This window comes from Bacteroides sp. AF39-16AC (assembly GCF_003602735.1).
Lineage (GTDB): Bacteria > Bacteroidota > Bacteroidia > Bacteroidales > Bacteroidaceae > Bacteroides > Bacteroides uniformis.
Genome location: NZ_QTLN01000015.1, coordinates 87,938 through 106,874, shown reverse-complemented (window position 1 = coordinate 106,874; position 18,937 = coordinate 87,938). Strand labels below are relative to the sequence as shown.

The following is an 18,937-nucleotide window of genomic DNA, read 5'->3' as shown; positions in this document are numbered from 1 at the left end:
AAATAGATTAATTATCTGATTTTTAATGTTTTAACTATAGGATTCTCAAGAATCAAAACCACGTCCTTCCAGGCAATCCGATAAACAGTATCTGCCCCGTTCCGCTCCACCTTCATGAACTGATAGCCTGCCACAAACTTCTTTTCGAACAGACTATATGAACGATTATCAAATGAAAACATACGGACTATCCTGCGATTTCGAGACATGACTATAAAGACGTCTCCATCATTGGGCTCACGGTGAAGCCGTTCACGAATGACAGACAACACACGGCTGTGTTTACAACGCATATCGGTAAAATCACGGACATAATAAAAATGATTCAGACCGGTAACACTCAACATAACCCCTCCAACTGCTCTACCATACGAACCAAATCCGGGTAGCTTAAATTCTTTTGGGACAAATGCAAGCCATTGCTGATACGAATCTCAACCCAAATACGAACCGGGTGATCATTTCTGCTTGGTGATACCGGTTGAGGTTGATCACTAGCCCTGGATTTTTCCTCATGACCAATTGCAGGAGCACCATCAACCTGGACTTCAACTACTTTTTTACGGGTATCCTTGTACCATTTCTGAAAGATGTTATAAGGAACTTTGTTCTTAACGCAAAACGATTGGAGAGATTCTCCATGAGGCAAAGCCTCGGTCTGGTATTGAAAGTAAAACCTTTCAAGATCTTCACTGCTATACATAAATTCTAAAATTTTTGTTCGCAGCGAAGATGTTATGCTCCAAATTGTACAAAGATGTAACAATTCCCCTATAGGTTCATTCCCATACACTTTATCTCCAATACCATGACTATACAGTTTTCCTTATTCTTCTTTTCAATCCTACACCTGTCGCAATCAAAACACCTATACTAATTAACAAAGCAAGCGGTTTTATACTTGACTCTTTTATATGCCATTTCTTTTTTTAACCACACTCTCAAACTCTGGAATAAACTTCTCTGGCCCAACACCCAACTTTATGTAAGCATTATACTTCAAAACCAAGGTTTTGAATTCAAGCCACTTCCCGCTTTTGTAAAAATTTTGAGGATGCAATGCATATTCAGACGCCAATACTTGCAATTTCACCTTCTTCACGCGCTCTAATATAACAGAATCACTCGCAGCCTTTTCTGCTCTTTCCATAATAGGATATGCTTTTTTCACGAAATCATCATTATAAAACTCAGACTCATTTTTAAGCCTACATCCAATATGAACATCAGGTTTTACAAGTGAATTATACAGATTGTAATATTGTAGAATTTCTTGAGACGAAGAGCCATAATAGTCTTTTATAAACTGCCGTGCTAAAAACTCTGTATTTTGATACGGATTCCATAGCAACTTTCCAATCAGCCAGCTCTTCAATTCTTCAAAATCACTACCGTAAGAAAGATTCTGCCCTCCTTCAAATACACCCATTACTTTATACTTCATAAATGTTTGAATATTGGATCCTAATGCATTAATGTTCGGGTAAGGTGTCATAAATCCTCGCCAATTCTCGGCATAATCCCAAATAAATATATGTTTTGCTATACGACTCCAATCTTTCAAGTCTTTTATAAAGGAAGTATTTCGGCTTGAATTATCAGCTGAGAGGGAGTGAGCAAAACAGCATTCTATATCACACAGTCTTATAACAACATTATCTGCAGGAGCTATCCCCACAGGAGCGCTTCGGGTTAATTTATACGCAAGAGTTGTTATATATTTATCTGGAAAGCTTTTTTTTACCTCATTCGCTACTTGGTTCACTGCCCACAAAATCAATCCAGATTTTCCTCCATATTTAGCTTCAACAGCTTTACAATTTTCACATTGGCAGAAATAATTGTTATCATTCTGCGAAACATCATAAATATCAAACTCGGGATGATTTTCTATAACTTTTAAGATTTCTTTTGTTAAGATATCAATCACTTTGGGGTTAGACAAACACAATTGTCCATCTTTAATTCTCTTCCCTTTATACAAAGCAAAATATTCTGGGTGTTTATCAAAATTACTTTTAGATGGCAAAAGTATTTTCATTGTATGTTGGCTCCATAAACAACGTTGGATGCCATACTTATTTGTATTAGGTGTAGATTTCCTATACTTATTGTTCATTAGATTATGAGCCAACCATGCATCATCATTTACACAATAAAAATCGGTATATCGGTAAAAAATTTTAGGATGTTCTGAAAATTCTATTTTTTTAAAACTATAAGTAGTGAGTTTGGGAACTTTCGTAAATGTAGGTGTGTACCATTCTACCCCAAAAAGTGTTTCCAAAAATCGATATACACCATACATCGTACCTCTTTCTTTTCCTCCAAATATTACAATATCAGAGCCAATAGTCATTACCATAAAACCGTCATCATCATTCTTGTATGCGGTTAATCTTTTAAATACTTTATTAGCACTATCATAACCAACATAGATATTCCTTTCGCCAGGAGTACCAGTAATTTCGAACGTTGTGCCGCTTATTTGTTTCAGATATGTCGCTAATTCATTTGCAGCTGTCTCCTCTGTTTTAGAAGCATTCGAAGACAGCACAATACGGTAATTAGTCTTGCCTCTGTTAAATAATTCTTCTGCGTTAGCATGGACATGGCTAACTAAAAATAAATAGATTATAGAAAATAATAATATTTTTATCGACCTCTTCATGCTTCGAATAAACAATTAATTCTCAAAATGCTTTTTATCCTTGCTAATGCACTTAGTTCGGGAAGAAAAAACTTATATCATTTGGAATTGTTCTACCCACTATCCAATATCGTTTTAAAGTATCTGTCACTCCACGCTAATGTCAGGCTAACTTGCCTATTGGTATAGGCTTCTCCCCATGATTGTGTCCGAAATTACCTCCTTCAAATATTAGTTCCAATATTCTTTCTGGTTTCGATGTTTTCTCATAGAATGGTAGAACCAACTTCACACATCTTCAACCCTTATCTTTTATTATATTTCTCTAGTGCCTTTTCTAATATAATAAGTGCCTTCTGTAAATCCTCTTTCTTTAGCACGTAGGCCAAACGAACTTGATCTTTTCCCATCTTTTCAGTGGTATAGAATCCTGAAGCTGGCGCCATCATAATGGTAGCATCTTCATACGAGAATTCCTCCAGACACCAAGCAGCAAACTTCTCGGTATCATCCACAGGGAGTTTAGCCACAGTATAGAAGGCACCCATTGGGATTGGGGTATAAACACCGGGGATCCTATTCAGACCATCTATCAAGCATTTTCTGCGCTCCACATATTCATCATAAACAGAACGAAGATATTCTTCAGGTGTATCCAATGAAGCCTCTGCAATGATTTGTCCAATCAATGGAGGACTAAGCCTTGCCTGACAGAACTTCATCACAGCAGCGCGTACTTTCTCGTTCTTAGTCATCAATGTTCCTATACGGATACCACACTCAGAATAACGTTTCGAGAAGGAATCAATCAGAATCACATTCTGTTCTATCCCCTCTAGATGCATGGCACTGATATATGGAGATCCTGTATAGATAAACTCACGATAAACCTCATCCGAGAACAAGTAAAGATTATACTTCTTCACTAAATCCCGTATTTGGTTCATCTCCTTCTGCGTATAGAGATACCCCGTAGGATTATTCGGATTACAAATCAGAATTGCCTTCGTACGCTCATTAATCAGTTTTTCAAATTGATCCACTTTTGGCAGTGAAAATCCTTCTTCTATAGTCGTTGGAATGGTACATATAACTGCACCAGCCGATACAGCCAACGACATATAATTGGCGTATGCAGGCTCTGGAACAATAATCTCATCACCTGGGTTCAAGGTGCTCATAAAAGCAAATAGAACTGCCTCCGAACCACCATTGGTAATGATAATATCATCCGCTGTTATATGGATATTGTATTTAGCATAGTAACCCATCATCTTTTCACGTAGGCTTTTAAAGCCTTGTGAAGGGCTATACGCTAAAATCTTTATATCCACATTCTTCATGGCATCTATTGCACATTGAGGCGTTGGCAGGTCAGGCTGACCGATGTTCAGTCGGTAAACCTTTATCCCTCTATCCTCTGCAGCGAATGCCAGCGGAGAAAGTTTACGTATAGGAGAAAGTGGCATCTCTGTGCCACGTTGTGAAATTTGGAGCACGTTATTTGTCATTTTTCTTTTTCCTTTTCTTCTTCTCTCAGTTGCCTTATGCGCTTCAACAAAGCCTTCATTTCGAAGTCACCATTATTTTTATGCATGAAGTACTCGTCATCAAGCGAAGATGTTAAAACCTCATCTATATATTGATTATTCTTAAAATAACAATCAGGAATTATGCCATCCACATGAGCATACAATAGTTTTGTCATAAAAAGAGTCTGCTTTTGAGTGGCCATACAAGAGCCATAGAATCTATGAAGATGCAACACTTCAAAAACGAAGTATTTCATATACAAGTATGTTTCAATCCAAGCAAAGCCATCTCTATGTTCTTTGTCCCCAATTACTATTGCGTCACTTGTTGCCGACCGATTTACATAATGCACTTTGTTAATGCCAAAATAACCTATCATCTTTTTAGATTCATCATTGAGACAAATAGCAAACCAAAAATTAAAGTTATCTCTTTTGCTACGAGCTGCTACCCAATCTCGACAATCCTGTTTGCTCCAAAATCTCTCCATGCCCACGGCATTCTTCATCATCTCGGCATCGTTGTGCCACTGATATATCAACTCAGCATCCTCAGGTTCTAAGGCTCTAAAGTACACACTTTTTTCCATATCTCTCTAATTATAAGTTTCAATTAATGTTATATTGTACGATACAATGGGAAGAACTTATTATCCTTATCAAAATCAGTTTTTCCATCAATGCAAAACTGAACCAGTTTGTCATACATTTCCTGATTACAAATCTGCTTTCCAATTCCAAAAGTAATATCAGAGTTTCTATTGAATTCGCGTTTGAATTTAAAGAGATTATCCTTTCCACTACCAACACCACCTCCCAAATGAAAAATCTTACAGCCTATGGAGCTACCCCATTTTGCTGCTTCGTACAGCAAAAGATTCGATGGTGCCAGATTGCGATATTCCCAAACAGAACCCGAGAGATGATAATGCATTCTATCATTCTCATGTAACATCATACTCATAGCGATCTTCTTCCCCTCATATACAGCATAGAATATTTCACAGGTATCTTTCATATTATCAAAAATACTACGATAGAAATCTTCCTTGAAGAAGTAATATTCCTCAGCATTGTCTTTGACCATCGTGGCATCATATACCACTTTGAATTCAAGGAAAAGTTCCCACGTCAAACCATGTTCTATAGTTATACCATTCTTTTCAGCCTTGCGAATCATATTACGGTTCTTGCTGGTCATATTCTTCCATATAGTGTCTTCATCAGTAAGATCCATCTCAATAGTATGTCCAAGCATTATCGGATCGCAATACCAATAGGCATTTTCTGCGGTTCTTAACTGAGGATGAAAACGATAGAAGATACTTACTACATTATGTTCCACAACCCACTGTTTGAATGCTTTGCTGAAGACCTTCTTATTGTTTTCGGACATATCACCCTCAAACACAAAACCACCATAACCATATGGCGTTATCAGGTCGAACCAATCGTCCACACCATACGTTTTCAGCGAACGTTTCATCAAGGCACACATAGCCTTTAACCCATTTTCTTTATAATAAATCAGTATCGGATCTCCATCACCTATCATCTGAAATGAAATCAGATACTCTGGCGAATAGTAAATGTCATAATCTTTAAAAGACTTCGCCACCTCGTTCCATCTTTCGCGACTATCTAATCCTAATGTTTCTATCATTGAATTACTGTTTCTTTAGAAGTTTTTCAACAGGATCCTCCTCCTCAGAAGAGTAGATCATATAGTTGGTATGTTCCATATCATTCTGGACCAATTCGTATAAATCATCAGTAATGAAGTTCTTTTCCCAGCACCATTTCTCTTTTTCGCAGGTATCAAAGATCGCCTTAAGATGTGCGGTTTGTTTTACTACATAATACAAACCGGAATAGCGGTGTTTGAAACTCTTCACATCAATCGATTCTAGGTCACCAGTCGCTGCCTGAGCCACAGCACCGATAATATCAAATCCGGTACTCAGTTCTACCATTGGCCACCAAATGTGATCCCCACCTGGTCGAGCATTGAATTCAATAAGATAGACCTCCCCATCTATGATTTTAATTTCTGTATGACAAGGGCCATTGTCCAATCCAATGGCTGTCAGTCCGGAGCTTACGCCCTTGACAACCTTATTCCAAATTTCATCGGAAAGAGGTGCAGGCTGGTGATGACCTAATTCCACACAATGAGGTGCATCACTACTATCCTTTTGGGTAATCTGGATAATAGTATGGCGACCTTTGATAGAAATTGATTCTACACTGCACTCCATTCCTCCTTCAAGGAATTGCTCTGCAATAATCAACGGCTGAACACCTTTGCGAAAGCTATTAGCTGCATATTCAAATGCGCCAATCAGCTCATCATACTTATTCACAACAGTGATACCTCTTTTACCACCTAAGCTTACAGGTTTCAGAATCATAGGATAAGGAACATCAGAGTTCTCTATATCTTTTATACATTTTGCTGCTACGAATTTCGGAGAAAGAAGATCTGTCAGATCCTTTATGCATTCGCGATTGCGATACTTGTTAGTTATTACCTCTGCTACTTTAACTGGATTGCCCAGCAACCCAAGCTTTTCTGCCACATAAGCTGTAATAGGAACTGAAAGTTCGGTTGTGGGCACAACACCATCCACGCCTATTTCTTTGCATATAGTCACAATTCCATCTTTGTTGAAGATATTGATCTCATGAAAGAAATCCACTTTCGAATCATCAACTTTGCCATCGAGCATGGAAAAATAATGACCTTCATATCCAAGACGATGACAAGCCTCTCCAAAGTATGAAGCCATCACGCCCCCACCGATTATTGCTATTTTTTTCATTTATTCTGAATTAATGTATTTATTACTCGCTTCATATCGTCTTCACCATATCGCTGATCTATCGGAATGCATAGAATATGATCATACAAATAATCAGCATCTTCGTCCACTGCAGGACAACTGTCTGCCTTTAGCCAAACAATAGGAGCATAAATAGCGTTCTTTACCAGCAGTTTTTGAATATCAAATCGATGCTCGCTAAGAATCGGACAGTATAGAGGGACTTCATCCTCAGCCAATACTTCAGTTATGACTGTTATGCCTTCTACCTCTTTTAGACCCTCAGCTATAATCTTGTAATTCTCTCTTCTTTTTTGCTTCAGACTCTCAATATCCAGATTACTTTGAATAGCCGCCGACAAATCAGAGATGGTAAAATACAGCTTCTCTTCATCCAAAATATCTTCTGCTTTTCTGTATTTTGTCAAGAACACATTCCTGTATCCAGCCCCCTCAAACAAATATTGATATTTTAAAATTGAAGCCTCCTTTTTAGCTTCTTCCAATTCAGTATCTTTCTTTTCCGGCTTATTTTCAAAACTTCCATCCTTGCAAACCGCAAATCCTCCATCTGGAACACCACACCATTTTCTGATACTGGCAACAACATAATCAGCATTTGCTCTCTTGAAAGTACTGTATAGGCATTGTGTACAATCTTCTATAACAATAATGCCCGCATTCCGAAGTTCATTAACAGCTTCATCAATATCTGCTATTGAATCTACTCCGAAATAGCGATGGAATAGCACAACGCCTGCATTACATTCACGAGCTGCAGAAACAATATCCGCACCTTTTGACCTCAAATCCTTTCCTGTATGGAATGTTTTGACTTCATATCCTTTAGCGAGGAAAGGCTCAATTACCGTATTGCAGGTGAATGGAGGCAATAAAGCTACCTTACTGACATTAAAATTTCGCCTTTCAATTGTATCCAGTATAAAAGAAGTAGCCCCCCTACCTGTAGACATCCAAACATAATCCGAACCCTTGCAATTGAACTTTTCCGGCGTTATCTCTAAAACTTGCAGAGATAACTCGTTAGGACTAATCCAAAAATTGCTTCCTATTTCACTTAACATTGTCCTTTCAGTAATCGTATTGCTGTAATGATTCTTTCTTTCAGTTCATCAAGGTCTTTATCATACCTGCCATCACAATGTATACTCAGCATTCTATTAGCGAAATCCACACTCTCAGAATTTTGCATTTCCGGTATTTTCCAAAGGATGGCGGGAAAAACAGTTTGGCGATTGATCAATATATCCCTCATCTTATCCCTTACCTCTTTACTCTTGAACAAAAGCACCAGTGAGAAAGGATTAAATGTATTTTTTTCAGGTTGCAGTATCTTCACATCTTCGTTAGTAATGTCTTGTAATAAATTCCAATTACGATGTTTGCGATCATACCACTCTTGGATATCTATTTCATTAATTATATTCCAACTATCATTTGAAATTTTCGATATTGGTATTTTATCTAACATCTTTTCGGTGTCTAACATATCTTGCCTAAAACGAGGCTTCTTAATTGAGCCATTCAAATAACCAGCCTTTCTCGTCATCGCTTTATAGCGGATATCTGCAAGTTTATTATTCTCCTCTGTCTCTTTTGGAAACAAGGGCAGTTTTTTTTCTTTTGGAGACCAAAGAATTCCCCCCTCACTAATTGGAAGTGTTTTTCTTAATGAAGCTATACAAAAATCAGCATCACTATTTTGAGGCCACTCTCCAACAAGGTCGTGGGAATGGTCTTCAATAACAGGAACTGGGATGGTCTTGTTAGTTCTCACACCTCTGAATCCAAAGAAATTCATTCTGAAAAGAACATCTCCTTCTTCAAACTGTATTTTACCAATGCTTGTTTCATCGTCATTTCCAGGATAGTCTACATAATAAACAACCTTAATACCCGTTGTCTTGATATAGTTTATTATATCATAGCAGAAATATGAAGGCATCCAAATCCTTTTCCATTGAAATTTTCCAATAAGGTCGTTTATAGCCTGTCGCCCACAAGCATAATAATTAGCATTTGGATATATACTAGATATAGCATTTCCTTTCTTATAGTTATCAATAACAGGATAGTCTGATCCAAATTTCAGCAATCGAATACCAAAATGTAAATCATCAACAGTGTCCATATCCTCTGCACCAGACCCGATATCACTTCTATTAAGCACATTTCGAATGGTCATCCATATTATCTTTAAATCTGTTGCAAAAGTGCAATGATCCACATACCAAACATCGTTTGCAAACTTCTCACTATATTTTGCATGATTTCTACCATTAACCTGCGCCCATCCAGAAATACCAGGGCGAACATCATGCCTACGCACTTGTTCCTTAGTATAAAGAGGAAGAAGTTTCAGAGAAAGTGGACGAGGTCCAATCAGCGCCATATCACCCTTCAACACGTTAAAAAGTTGAGGTAATTCATCGATAGAAGTAGATCGAACAAATTGCCCTATTTTTGTCAATCTGAATTCATCCGGCAACAGTTCTCCACGCTCGTTAACCTCATCTGTCATTGTCTTGAACTTGATAAGATTAAAAACTTTGCCCTTTGTTCCCGGCCTTTTCTGTAAGAAAAAAGCCCCAGCTCCCTTATTGGCAAAATGAAGCCCAACGGTGATGATAAGCAAAGGAATAAAAAGAATTATTAGCACTACTAAAGAGAAGCAAAAGTCTAAAACACGCTTAAAAAAATGTTTATACATAATCAATAACTACAGTAACGCTTGTAACTCCTTATACTGCACCTTTCCCGATGCATTCTTCGGAATCACATCTATATGTCTAACTTCAAAAGCACGGGTATTCAAACCTGTCTTTTCACCAAACATGTTGATGATAACCTTATCATCAACTTCTTCTGCAACAAAGATTGTAATTTTGTCATCCACACCAACGCAAGCGCAGTTGGATGTAATAGTCTTCACCATCTGCTCCACAGAATCAAGATTACAACGATTACCCCAAACCTTTACGAAACGTTTCAAACGACCAGTAATATAGAAATAACCATCCGTATCGAATTTGGCAACATCACCGGTATGGAGTTCACCTTGGTTTTCATCGCCCTTTTTCAGGTCATCCAGACATTCCGCATAACCTAAAGAGACATTAGGACCACGATAAACCAATTCGCCCTCAGTTTCGGGTTCTGTAATCTCATTACCACTAACATCTATCAGTGAAAACCTACCACCAGGTATAGCGATACCTATACTCATATATTTCTCCCGTATATTTTCCTGTGGTGTATAACTCATACGAGCTGTAGCCTCTGTCTGGCCATACATCACAATAAAACGCTTGTCGTGTTCCTTGGCTTGTTCTACAAACTCCTTCACAAACTCTGGATGCAACTTGCCACCTGCCTGAGTCATGGTCTTAAGTTTAGGCAGGTTCATGTGGAAGAATCTCAAGCGACGAAGCATTTCGTAAGTGTATGGAACGCCAGATATGCTTGAAGCACCCTGCTCTGCCGCAAATTTCCAGAATTCACGCTGAAGAATCGTGTTATTGGTCATCAGCAAAGTGGCACCAGAAATCAAATGGCTGTTGATAACAGAAAGTCCATAGCTGTAATACATAGGAAGTGATGTGATAGGTCTTTCACTCTGGTCTATTTCCAAATATTCCACGATACTTCTGGCATTACTCAGGAGATTATTCAATGTCAATCTTACGAGCTTAGGACTACCTGTACTGCCAGAAGTCGTAAGCATCAAAGCCAATTCAGGATGAGTCTCTATATCAGGTACTTCATATTGAAGCAAAGAATAATCTTCCGCTTCATAAATGCACTTTGCTCCGTCTAATCCCTCTGCTTTTTCGCTGGGTATCCATACAAAACGGGGATGATAAATAGCCAAAAGGTCATCCACCAAATCCTTGTTTTTATTGGCATCGAGCAACAATACTGGCACATGAGCATGTAGAAAGGACAGATAACCAGCTACAGATCCCACCTGATTGCCACAAAAGCAAAACGCCATACTGCCAGTTTTCAATTGTTGGGCAATCTTCCCACTCACCTCCAGCAACTGAGCATAACTCATTTCACGCCCCGCATCCGTAACAATACAAGTATTGCCACTGAATTCTTCAAGGAGTTGAAACACGTCGGTCATATCAGAATTCTATTTCATAATTTTTAGAGAGAATATCTATACCACCCTGATAGCTTCTGATAGCCATCAAGTCTTCTGCCTCTAAAAGCACATCAAATGCGTCTTCAAGAGCTGCCACCAAAGTCATGTGGCCTACGGAATCCCATAATGGAGTTTCCTTGAATTTAGCATCTTTCACCTCATCAAGACCCAAATTTAAGGTCTCGGCAAAGATCTGATTATATTTTTCTATATTCGTCATATTATAATAAAATTAAATCCGGACAAACTATATTTTCAGTTTCAAAGTGAACACAGCCCCAAGCCAAACCTACACCAAAGGCACAAGCTACGGAATTGAGTTTCTTGCTTGCATATTCCTTATTGCATTGAGATACCAATGTAAGAGGAATCGAAGCACATGAGGTGTTTCCGAAATCCTGCATACTATATGGAACCTTGCTTTCGTCAATCTTCAGCTTCTTACGAATTTTGTCGTTCATGTAGTGGTTGGCCTGATGGAAGAGATAATAATCTACGTTTTCCTTATCAATGCCGAAGTGTTCACAAAGTAAATTCACACTCTTGGGTCCCATTGACAGACCAAAGCCAAATACACTCATACCATCCATCACTACGTCAGTACTGCGATATCGGATGTTTTTGCCATGCTCAACAAACTTCAAGGCCTCTTCGTCTAGCGGATAACGGAATCCACCATTCTTGGCATAAATACTTTTATAGTCTTTACCACGAGTACCATGATAGAACTCTATTGGCTTTGCCTCCGGATCAAACTCCAGTGCAGTAGCCGTACCAGCATCCCCAAACAATGGACGAGTTTCCTTATCCAGCGGAGAATGTGAAAGGGTTGTGGTATCACCCACCAATAGGATTCCACGCTTCATGCCTCCATGAGAAAGCAGTGAGGTCATCGTGGTCATACCGTGCGTCCAACCAGGGCAACCTTGACGAAGATCAATGCAAAGCGTTTCTTCAGATAGTTCAAGCATACCTTGAAGAATACAGGAGTTAGGAGGAATGATATGGTCGAAGGTAGTACTGACAAAAATCAGCACATCAATGCTGTCCTTCTCCCATTTCAAATCTTCAAGTAGTTTCTCCATGGCTGCCTTACACAGATCAAGAGCCGTAGTTCCAGGCGGCACCACATGCTTGCGAACAATACCCGTTTGGTTGATTACTCGCTCAGCCTCCCCTTCTTCGAAGACTGGCAAATCAGCATTCTCTTCTATCGTGACCGGAGCACAGGCTGCCAAGCCACGAATAGCTACATTATCTATTTTTAGAAAAGCCATTCTAATTAATTAATAGAAATACCTCCATCAATAATAATATCTTGCCCTGTCAACCACGAAGAAGCATCGCTTAAAAGATAAACCGCGGAATATGCAATATCCTCAGGAGTGCCATATCTCTTGAGGGGATATTGGTCTTTATCTTTTTCAAGTTGTTCTGCTGTTATATCTCCTCTATGAATCAATGGGGTATCAACCATACCAGGACAAATACAATTTACTCTGATTAAACGAGATGCGAACTCTTTAGCACAATACCTCATCATGGCATTTAGTGCAGCCTTTGAACTTCCGTACATCGCTGCACCAGGTGCAAATACCGTGTTACCCCCTATTGAATCGACTAAGACGACAGAACCACCCTTAGAAATCTTCTTTTTTTTATAAAGCAATCTCAATAACTCTACAGGTGCATAAAAGTTAATGTTAAATAAATCATCTAAGCTTTCACGAGTTATAAACTGAATTGGAAGTCTTTTACTTTTACCAGCACACAGCATTACCCCATCAATTATAGGCAATTCGCTAATAAGTCTATCAATATCTTCTTTATTTGTTAAATCCGCAATAATACTTATATTTTGTTTGCTGGTATCCAAAAAACAAAACGTTTGGTTGAGACGTTGCTCATCACGGGCTGTTATAATTACATTAGCACCCATAGTGGAACACTGAATAGCAGAAGCCTTGCCAATACCAGAAGAAGCTCCTGTAATTAATATTGTCTTACCAGTTAGAGAGAATGGATTAGGATTCATATTAAACTTCAACTAAATCAGAAATAATAAAATCTTCTGTGGTAAATGCTACAGTACCCCAAGAGAGGCCAACTCCAAAACCACAACACATGAACTTTGTTTTTTTATTTTTAATCTTATCCTTCAATTGTGTAACTATCGTTAGTGGTATTGAAGCTGATGATGTATTACCAAAATGAGACATAGAATATGGCACCTTATCATCCTCAAGTTTAAGTTTCTTGACAATCTGAGCATTCATTTTCATGTTTGCCTGATGAAAAATATAATAATCATAATCAAGCCATGGTTTATCATTGTTTTCACCATCGATGAATTTTGCTAGATTCTTAATTGACTTTGGAGCTGTTGATATTCCAAACGCAAAGACATCCATCCCCTTCATTCTTGTCTGAAGGCTATGACGCATTCTTCCATCATCACACATTTCCAATTTTAAGGAGTTCTCATTAAACTGATTGCGGCACCCTCCTCCAGGACGAATAATAGCATCATACCCAGTACCATCTGTTCCGAAATCAAAATAAATAGGACCTGCGTTTTCGTCATACTCAAGAGCAGTTGCCGTAGCCGCAAATCCAAACAATTGATCTTGCTCCTCAGCAGCTTGTTTTCTTGCATCTCCAGCAATCACGATAGCCTTTTTTATACAGCCGGTCTGCATTAAAGCAGCCATTGCTGAAAGACCATATACCCATCCAGAACAACCGAGATTTATATCCATTGCATAACAATCTTTACCAAGGCCAAGTTTTCCCTGTACTACACAAGATGTAGCAGGAAGGAAATAGTCTGGTGTCTGCGTGACAAATACCAGTCCTTTAATATCTAACTTATCCCACTTCAAATCCGCGATAAGTTTCTCTACGGCAGGCAGAGCTAAATCTGATGTAGTAAGATTGTCGAGCCTTTTTTCTATGACACCTGTTGTTGCTACAAAATCTTCCGCACCATATTTAGATGTAGTAGATATCGTTTTTACAACTTTACGTGGAACGCCCACACTCATTCCTGAGATACGGACGTTTTCAATTTTCAACAATGCCATAATTATGCCCGTGATTTTACAACATTAAATAAATCCTCAATGGTAGATGCACTCTTCACGTCATTCCCTTTCAATGTGACATCATATTCCTCATCAACCATTGCGATCACAGACAAAGCAATTAAAGAAGACCACTCATCTAACTCCTTAAAAACTGTTATGGGAGTGAATACACTTGCATCAGTTTCATCAAACTGGTCCGCAAAATTCTTAACAAATTCTTCAATTTCCATAATAAAATAATTTTGTAAATAAAATTTAAGTGTTTGATTCTTATTTTTCTACTTTTTTATTGCTTCTTTCATCACTTTCTCAATCTTTGGAATTATTGCCTTAGGAGAATATTTTGCCTTAACTTCTGCCTTGATCGCTTCTGGCGAATAATACATATAAGTCTTCATCATTGTGTCCAAAGCCTTAACAAGACCATCTATATCTCCATTATCCACTAATAAGCCATTGTTCTTATTAATAATAGTTTCTGGTCCACCACAACGAGTTCCTAATACAGGAAGACCATACGACATAGCTTCAATGAAAACTACGCCAAAGGTTTCATATCCTGAAGCTAAAGCAAAAAAATCACTCTCAGACATAATACGACATACCTCTTCATGAGAAACCATACCTGTAAAAATCACATTATCTTCCAATCTAAGTTCCTTAGTCAGTGCCTTTAAAGGTGCTTCAAGTGACCCTCCTCCAACAATAGTTAGTTGCCACTTTTCTTTAGGCATGGTACATTGCGAAAGACCTCGCAGGAGGTCATCCATCTTTTTTGGGGGAGCCAATCTACCTACAGAGACTATATTGATTTGATCATTCTTTTTATTAGATTTTCCCTTCATGAAAGAAACTTTATCGTAATCAATCTCCACGATATTGTTTACAACCACACCCTCTACGCCAAAATTTTTCTTTATAATATCCCGAAGGGGTTCTGAGACACATATCAACTTATCTAATTTATGATATGTTTGTTGAGCCATTTTCTTTACATAATCTGCAATCACAGGTCGCTGTAACTCACTCCAATGTTCAACACCTACTACTGGAATATTAAATTTATTATGAAGATTGACAGCAAAATAATTTATCTGAAGATAATGTGAATATATGACATCTGGCACACCTGTTTCTTTAACTATACATTTAAGCAGTTGTTCATATTGCCAGTCCAAAAATCTAAAATATTTTTTAGCACCCATCCATTTAACAAAACGCCTTGGCATATAAAAAACATCATATACCAATATTCCATTATTGTTTTTCTTATGAATACCTATAGACTTAAACACGCAAAGAAACCTTTCTTTTGATTTTAATCGTTCATCGATAAAGCCAATAACAACTTTATGTCCAGCATTTTTTAGAGCTATAGCTTGTTGCATCTCAAAAATACCCCATATTGGCTCTTCCTTAGTAGGAATACCTCTTGTTAACATTAATATATACATAGCATCTTATTATTTGATGTATTATGTTCTTGTATATGAGAACTATCTTTACATCCATATATATAAGCTTCTATTGAGCTCCAAAATAGAATTAACAAATTAAAATAAGAAGTATAAAGCAAAAGATGCCCTACCATAGTTATTGAAAAAAAAATACAAAGAGAAGTAATATATGGAATTAAAAAAACAGAATTTGACTTATAAAAACACACACATTTTTTAACCAATAACGCAATAAAATAAAGATAAATAACAAAAACGATAATACCATAATCGTAAAGTGTTTCTAAATACTCATTATGAGCTGATAATTCAAGAAAAGAATCTCTTTTAACACCATAATGGCCATTTCCCAATATCAGTTGCTGAGGAGAGCAATCATGTATCATCACCCATGTTGTTGCCCAAATCAGAGGACGTCCTGTATTTTCTGTTTCTTCAGTATTAACACGTTCAGAGAGCTCACCCCCAACTGATTTATCTACAGATTGGAATATATAATAAGAAAGTATTGAAGCCAATATTGTAACTACACATATCCCTCCCTTCTTCCTTTTATCACCCTTAAAATATAATATAAAAAAAAACATTATCCATATTAAAGCCATTGCCAACATTGCAGAACGCTTCATTGACAATAATACTAAGAAAGTAAATAATAGCAATATCACTATTTGCATATTCCTTGATTTAAATAAAAGAAAAAAAGGTAAGGGTATGAAAGCATAAAAAATAGTATTAGTTTGGCGTTCAACAGAAAACCCCTCAAATAAAAAATAGTACAAACCAAATAGCCATACAAAAAAAACGATTAAGACAAGTGTTTTTATTCTACCCTTTTTGTTAACTATAAATAGATAGTTTGCCTCAAACAATAAAGGCCATAATAAAGTATTAATATAATCTCCTACAGACCCTTTATTATAAAGCAAAATAAGCGGCATAATCAACAACCAAAGTATACATATAATAAATATTTTAGAATATTGTTTCCCTTTACAGTTCAAGAATAATACAAATGCGCAGAATATATCCAATAAAAAAAAAGAATAGTTCAGCCATCTAGAGTTCATATCAGAATAATCCCAGTTTGCCTGAGCTTCTCCCCAAAAATCTATTGAGGCATAAAAGAACGACAAGAGTAAACTTAAAAAAATGATATAGAAAAAAGAACTTCTCATAATCACAATTTTAGCGATGATAATAAATAATCTTTTGATTTTTGTATGAAAGGATCCATTTTTTTTCTTATAAGTTGAAAGTTTATACTTCTATTTAGGTTTAACTTATCCACACTACTCAAATACCGATCATCAAGACCTGCGATATTTAATAAAGATATAACTCTAGAAGATTTTTCTTCCATCCCAATAGCGAAAAAATTCTTTTCAAAAATCAAAGAAAAAGCAACACCATGAAATGAATTACTCACAACATACTCCGCATTATCAATCAGACTTAAAAAATCGTCTACTTTTGCTATTCTTATGTACCTCTTTCCTAAATGTCTAATTCCAAAACGAATATTAATTTCTTTTATAGGTAATCCAGTCTGTTGATGAATTTTTTCAGCTAAGACAACTGTTTCTTTATTTTCCAATAAATTATATACTAAAATATACTTTTCTTTATATTCTTGAGGACTAAAGATTTTCCTCCATTCTTCTTTTGGCAACAGAAAAACCGGGTCGCAGACTAGTTCAGGATGAAAACCTAATGTATTTAATTTTTCTTTCAAATCTTGTTCACGTACCGAGAGATGCGAAAAACCGCCCAAATATTTTATCAAATAACTATTGTCATCCTCCGAACATAATATTTGCCCCATACTAGCAGCATAAGCAATTTTGACTGGTGTAATAATATTATCAGAGCCAAAATACCATGAATTAAAACCAATATCAGATATTTGACTTTGTTTTCTCCATATTTGGTCGCTGCCATAAACCACGCAATCATACCCTTTGACGATATCATTATCCTTTGAGTATAGAGGATTTTGCGTTAATCCAAGATGTTCATGCATAAATCGTTGAAGATTTCTCCTTCTACGATATCGAAACATACCCCAAAAAAGAACATTATATATCGAAACCAATTTTTCTTTTAAGGAACCATATAGAATTTTATCCATTCTCAAAATCTTATGGTACTTCTGATGGTATTCAGGCCAATAGTCCACAAAAGATACATCATGCCCTAAAGAGGACAAATATATTTTAAGACCGTAAGCCTGTAACAAAGCACCATAGTTTTCTGCTCTGTGATATGTTAATATACCTATTTTCATAAATACTACTTCTTTTCAATAATTTCCAGTCTGTCATTTTGAAAAAATGACAGATATAACTTTTTATAGGCATTAAATAAGACGAATGCACTGTCATCTTTCCAAATAAACCTATTCCAACCCCACTCTAGGTATGGGATTAACTCTCTATGTCCTACTATTTTAAGTATGAAAGATGTTATTTGTCTTCGAGTAAGATGAATTTTCAGATAGTATAATAAATAATAAACTCTGCACAGCAACATTAAAATTCTATATTTTAACGTTACCTTTCCCACACTTGCAAAGTCGCTACCTAAATTTTTGGCTGGACCTGGTTGTGTTATCCTTCTTCGTTGCCTATTAATATCTGCTACAGCCTGAAGCTTAGTTGGATCTCCTTTTCTTTTGGATAAGAAAGCAAATAAAATGATACCATCAACCTCTTTCCTTTTGAGTACAGTCGATCTTTTGCTTAATTCCAGATCATCTTTTGATAGTCTTACAATTGTCCCATCAGGACGAAGTAGTTCACAATATTCAAGCAGACTGGTAATGCTACAATCATAACACCCAGCATTTCCAAAAATAGCAGCTCCAATGGTTCCAGGAAGATCTATCAAACCCTCAAACCCCTCAAATCCGAATTCAACCATTTCGCGAGAAAGCTTGCTGACATTTACTCCGCAATCACATTCTATCACATTATCATGCACGGAATAGAAATTAACCTTTCGGGTTGAAACCACATTTTCAGGATTATATGTGGAGTAATATAATATATTGGAAGTATGCCCAATGACATCAAATTGCTTTTTCTCTGAATACAATTTACAACACAACTCTTCCAATTCAGCCCTGTTTTCCGGTATAAACAGATTTTTAATCACACCAGGATTTGGAATCTTGAGCCACGCAATCTTATTGATGCTAACATTATGGTGAACTTCCAT

18 protein-coding genes and 1 pseudogene are annotated in these 18,937 nt (G+C 36.9%); all 19 read right to left on the bottom strand.

Annotation, left to right across the window (positions count from 1 at the left end; genetic code table 11):
- Positions 1–11: 11 nt before the first annotated feature.
- Entirely contained in the window at positions 12–347 is a 336-nt protein-coding gene (gene tnpB, locus DW039_RS13545) for an IS66 family insertion sequence element accessory protein TnpB (protein WP_007761176.1), read from the bottom strand.
- A complete protein-coding gene (locus tag DW039_RS21100) occupies positions 341–703 on the bottom strand; it encodes a hypothetical protein (RefSeq protein WP_207810801.1) in 363 nt (120 codons plus the stop codon). Before DW039_RS21100 ends, tnpB begins: the two co-directional genes overlap by 7 nt.
- A 207-nt stretch (positions 704–910) precedes the next feature.
- Positions 911–2,671, bottom strand: a complete 1,761-nt coding sequence (locus tag DW039_RS13535) for a DUF4838 domain-containing protein (RefSeq protein WP_117720727.1) — start codon at positions 2,669–2,671, stop codon at positions 911–913.
- A 284-nt stretch (positions 2,672–2,955) separates the two neighbouring features.
- Positions 2,956–4,149: a pyridoxal phosphate-dependent aminotransferase gene (locus DW039_RS13530; RefSeq protein WP_117720731.1), complete on the bottom strand. Its 1,194-nt coding sequence runs from the start codon at positions 4,147–4,149 to the stop codon at positions 2,956–2,958.
- An 8-nt stretch (positions 4,150–4,157) separates the two neighbouring features.
- Positions 4,158–4,772, bottom strand: a complete 615-nt coding sequence (locus tag DW039_RS13525) for a GNAT family N-acetyltransferase (RefSeq protein ID WP_118936625.1) — start codon at positions 4,770–4,772, stop codon at positions 4,158–4,160.
- A gap of 29 nt (positions 4,773–4,801) precedes the next feature.
- Positions 4,802–5,845 (bottom strand): GNAT family N-acetyltransferase, encoded by a 1,044-nt coding sequence (locus tag DW039_RS13520; protein WP_117720725.1) that lies wholly within the window; start codon positions 5,843–5,845, stop codon positions 4,802–4,804.
- A 4-nt stretch (positions 5,846–5,849) separates the two neighbouring features.
- A complete protein-coding gene (locus DW039_RS13515) occupies positions 5,850–7,004 on the bottom strand; it encodes an acetyl-CoA carboxylase biotin carboxylase subunit family protein (protein ID WP_117720724.1) in 1,155 nt (384 codons plus the stop codon).
- Positions 7,001–8,089 carry a DegT/DnrJ/EryC1/StrS family aminotransferase gene (locus DW039_RS13510; protein ID WP_117720723.1) on the bottom strand — a complete coding sequence of 363 codons (1,089 nt, stop codon included), beginning with the start codon at positions 8,087–8,089 and terminating at the stop codon, positions 7,001–7,003. Before DW039_RS13510 ends, DW039_RS13515 begins: the two co-directional genes overlap by 4 nt.
- A gap of 1,028 nt (positions 8,090–9,117) precedes the next feature.
- Positions 9,118–9,735, bottom strand: a pseudogene (locus DW039_RS21300) (sugar transferase); the annotation flags it as partial.
- A gap of 9 nt (positions 9,736–9,744) precedes the next feature.
- The gene (locus DW039_RS13500; RefSeq protein ID WP_178068554.1) at positions 9,745–11,154 is read right to left on the bottom strand and encodes an AMP-binding protein; all 1,410 of its coding nucleotides are present in this window, start codon (positions 11,152–11,154) and stop codon (positions 9,745–9,747) included.
- A gap of 1 nt (position 11,155) precedes the next feature.
- On the bottom strand, positions 11,156–11,395 hold the full coding sequence (locus DW039_RS13495) for an acyl carrier protein (RefSeq protein ID WP_117720721.1): 240 nt from the start codon (positions 11,393–11,395) through the stop codon (positions 11,156–11,158).
- Position 11,396: 1 nt separating this feature from the next.
- Complete coding sequence (locus DW039_RS13490; protein ID WP_243635032.1) at positions 11,397–12,413, bottom strand: 3-oxoacyl-ACP synthase III family protein; 1,017 nt, start codon at positions 12,411–12,413, stop codon at positions 11,397–11,399.
- A gap of 44 nt (positions 12,414–12,457) precedes the next feature.
- Positions 12,458–13,210 carry an SDR family NAD(P)-dependent oxidoreductase gene (locus DW039_RS13485; protein WP_117720719.1) on the bottom strand — a complete coding sequence of 251 codons (753 nt, stop codon included), beginning with the start codon at positions 13,208–13,210 and terminating at the stop codon, positions 12,458–12,460.
- Position 13,211: 1 nt separating this feature from the next.
- A complete protein-coding gene (locus DW039_RS13480; protein ID WP_117720718.1) occupies positions 13,212–14,258 on the bottom strand; it encodes a 3-oxoacyl-ACP synthase III family protein in 1,047 nt (348 codons plus the stop codon).
- A 2-nt stretch (positions 14,259–14,260) separates the two neighbouring features.
- Positions 14,261–14,491 carry an acyl carrier protein gene (locus tag DW039_RS13475; protein ID WP_117720717.1) on the bottom strand — a complete coding sequence of 77 codons (231 nt, stop codon included), beginning with the start codon at positions 14,489–14,491 and terminating at the stop codon, positions 14,261–14,263.
- A gap of 48 nt (positions 14,492–14,539) precedes the next feature.
- The gene (locus tag DW039_RS13470; protein ID WP_117720716.1) at positions 14,540–15,715 is read right to left on the bottom strand and encodes a glycosyltransferase; all 1,176 of its coding nucleotides are present in this window, start codon (positions 15,713–15,715) and stop codon (positions 14,540–14,542) included.
- The gene (locus tag DW039_RS13465; protein WP_117720715.1) at positions 15,703–16,896 is read right to left on the bottom strand and encodes an O-antigen ligase; all 1,194 of its coding nucleotides are present in this window, start codon (positions 16,894–16,896) and stop codon (positions 15,703–15,705) included. Before DW039_RS13465 ends, DW039_RS13470 begins: the two co-directional genes overlap by 13 nt.
- 2 nt (positions 16,897–16,898) lie before the next feature.
- Positions 16,899–18,005 carry a polysaccharide pyruvyl transferase family protein gene (locus tag DW039_RS13460; RefSeq protein ID WP_117720714.1) on the bottom strand — a complete coding sequence of 369 codons (1,107 nt, stop codon included), beginning with the start codon at positions 18,003–18,005 and terminating at the stop codon, positions 16,899–16,901.
- Positions 18,006–18,010: 5 nt separating this feature from the next.
- Complete coding sequence (locus DW039_RS13455; protein WP_117720713.1) at positions 18,011–18,937, bottom strand: FAD-binding protein; 927 nt, start codon at positions 18,935–18,937, stop codon at positions 18,011–18,013.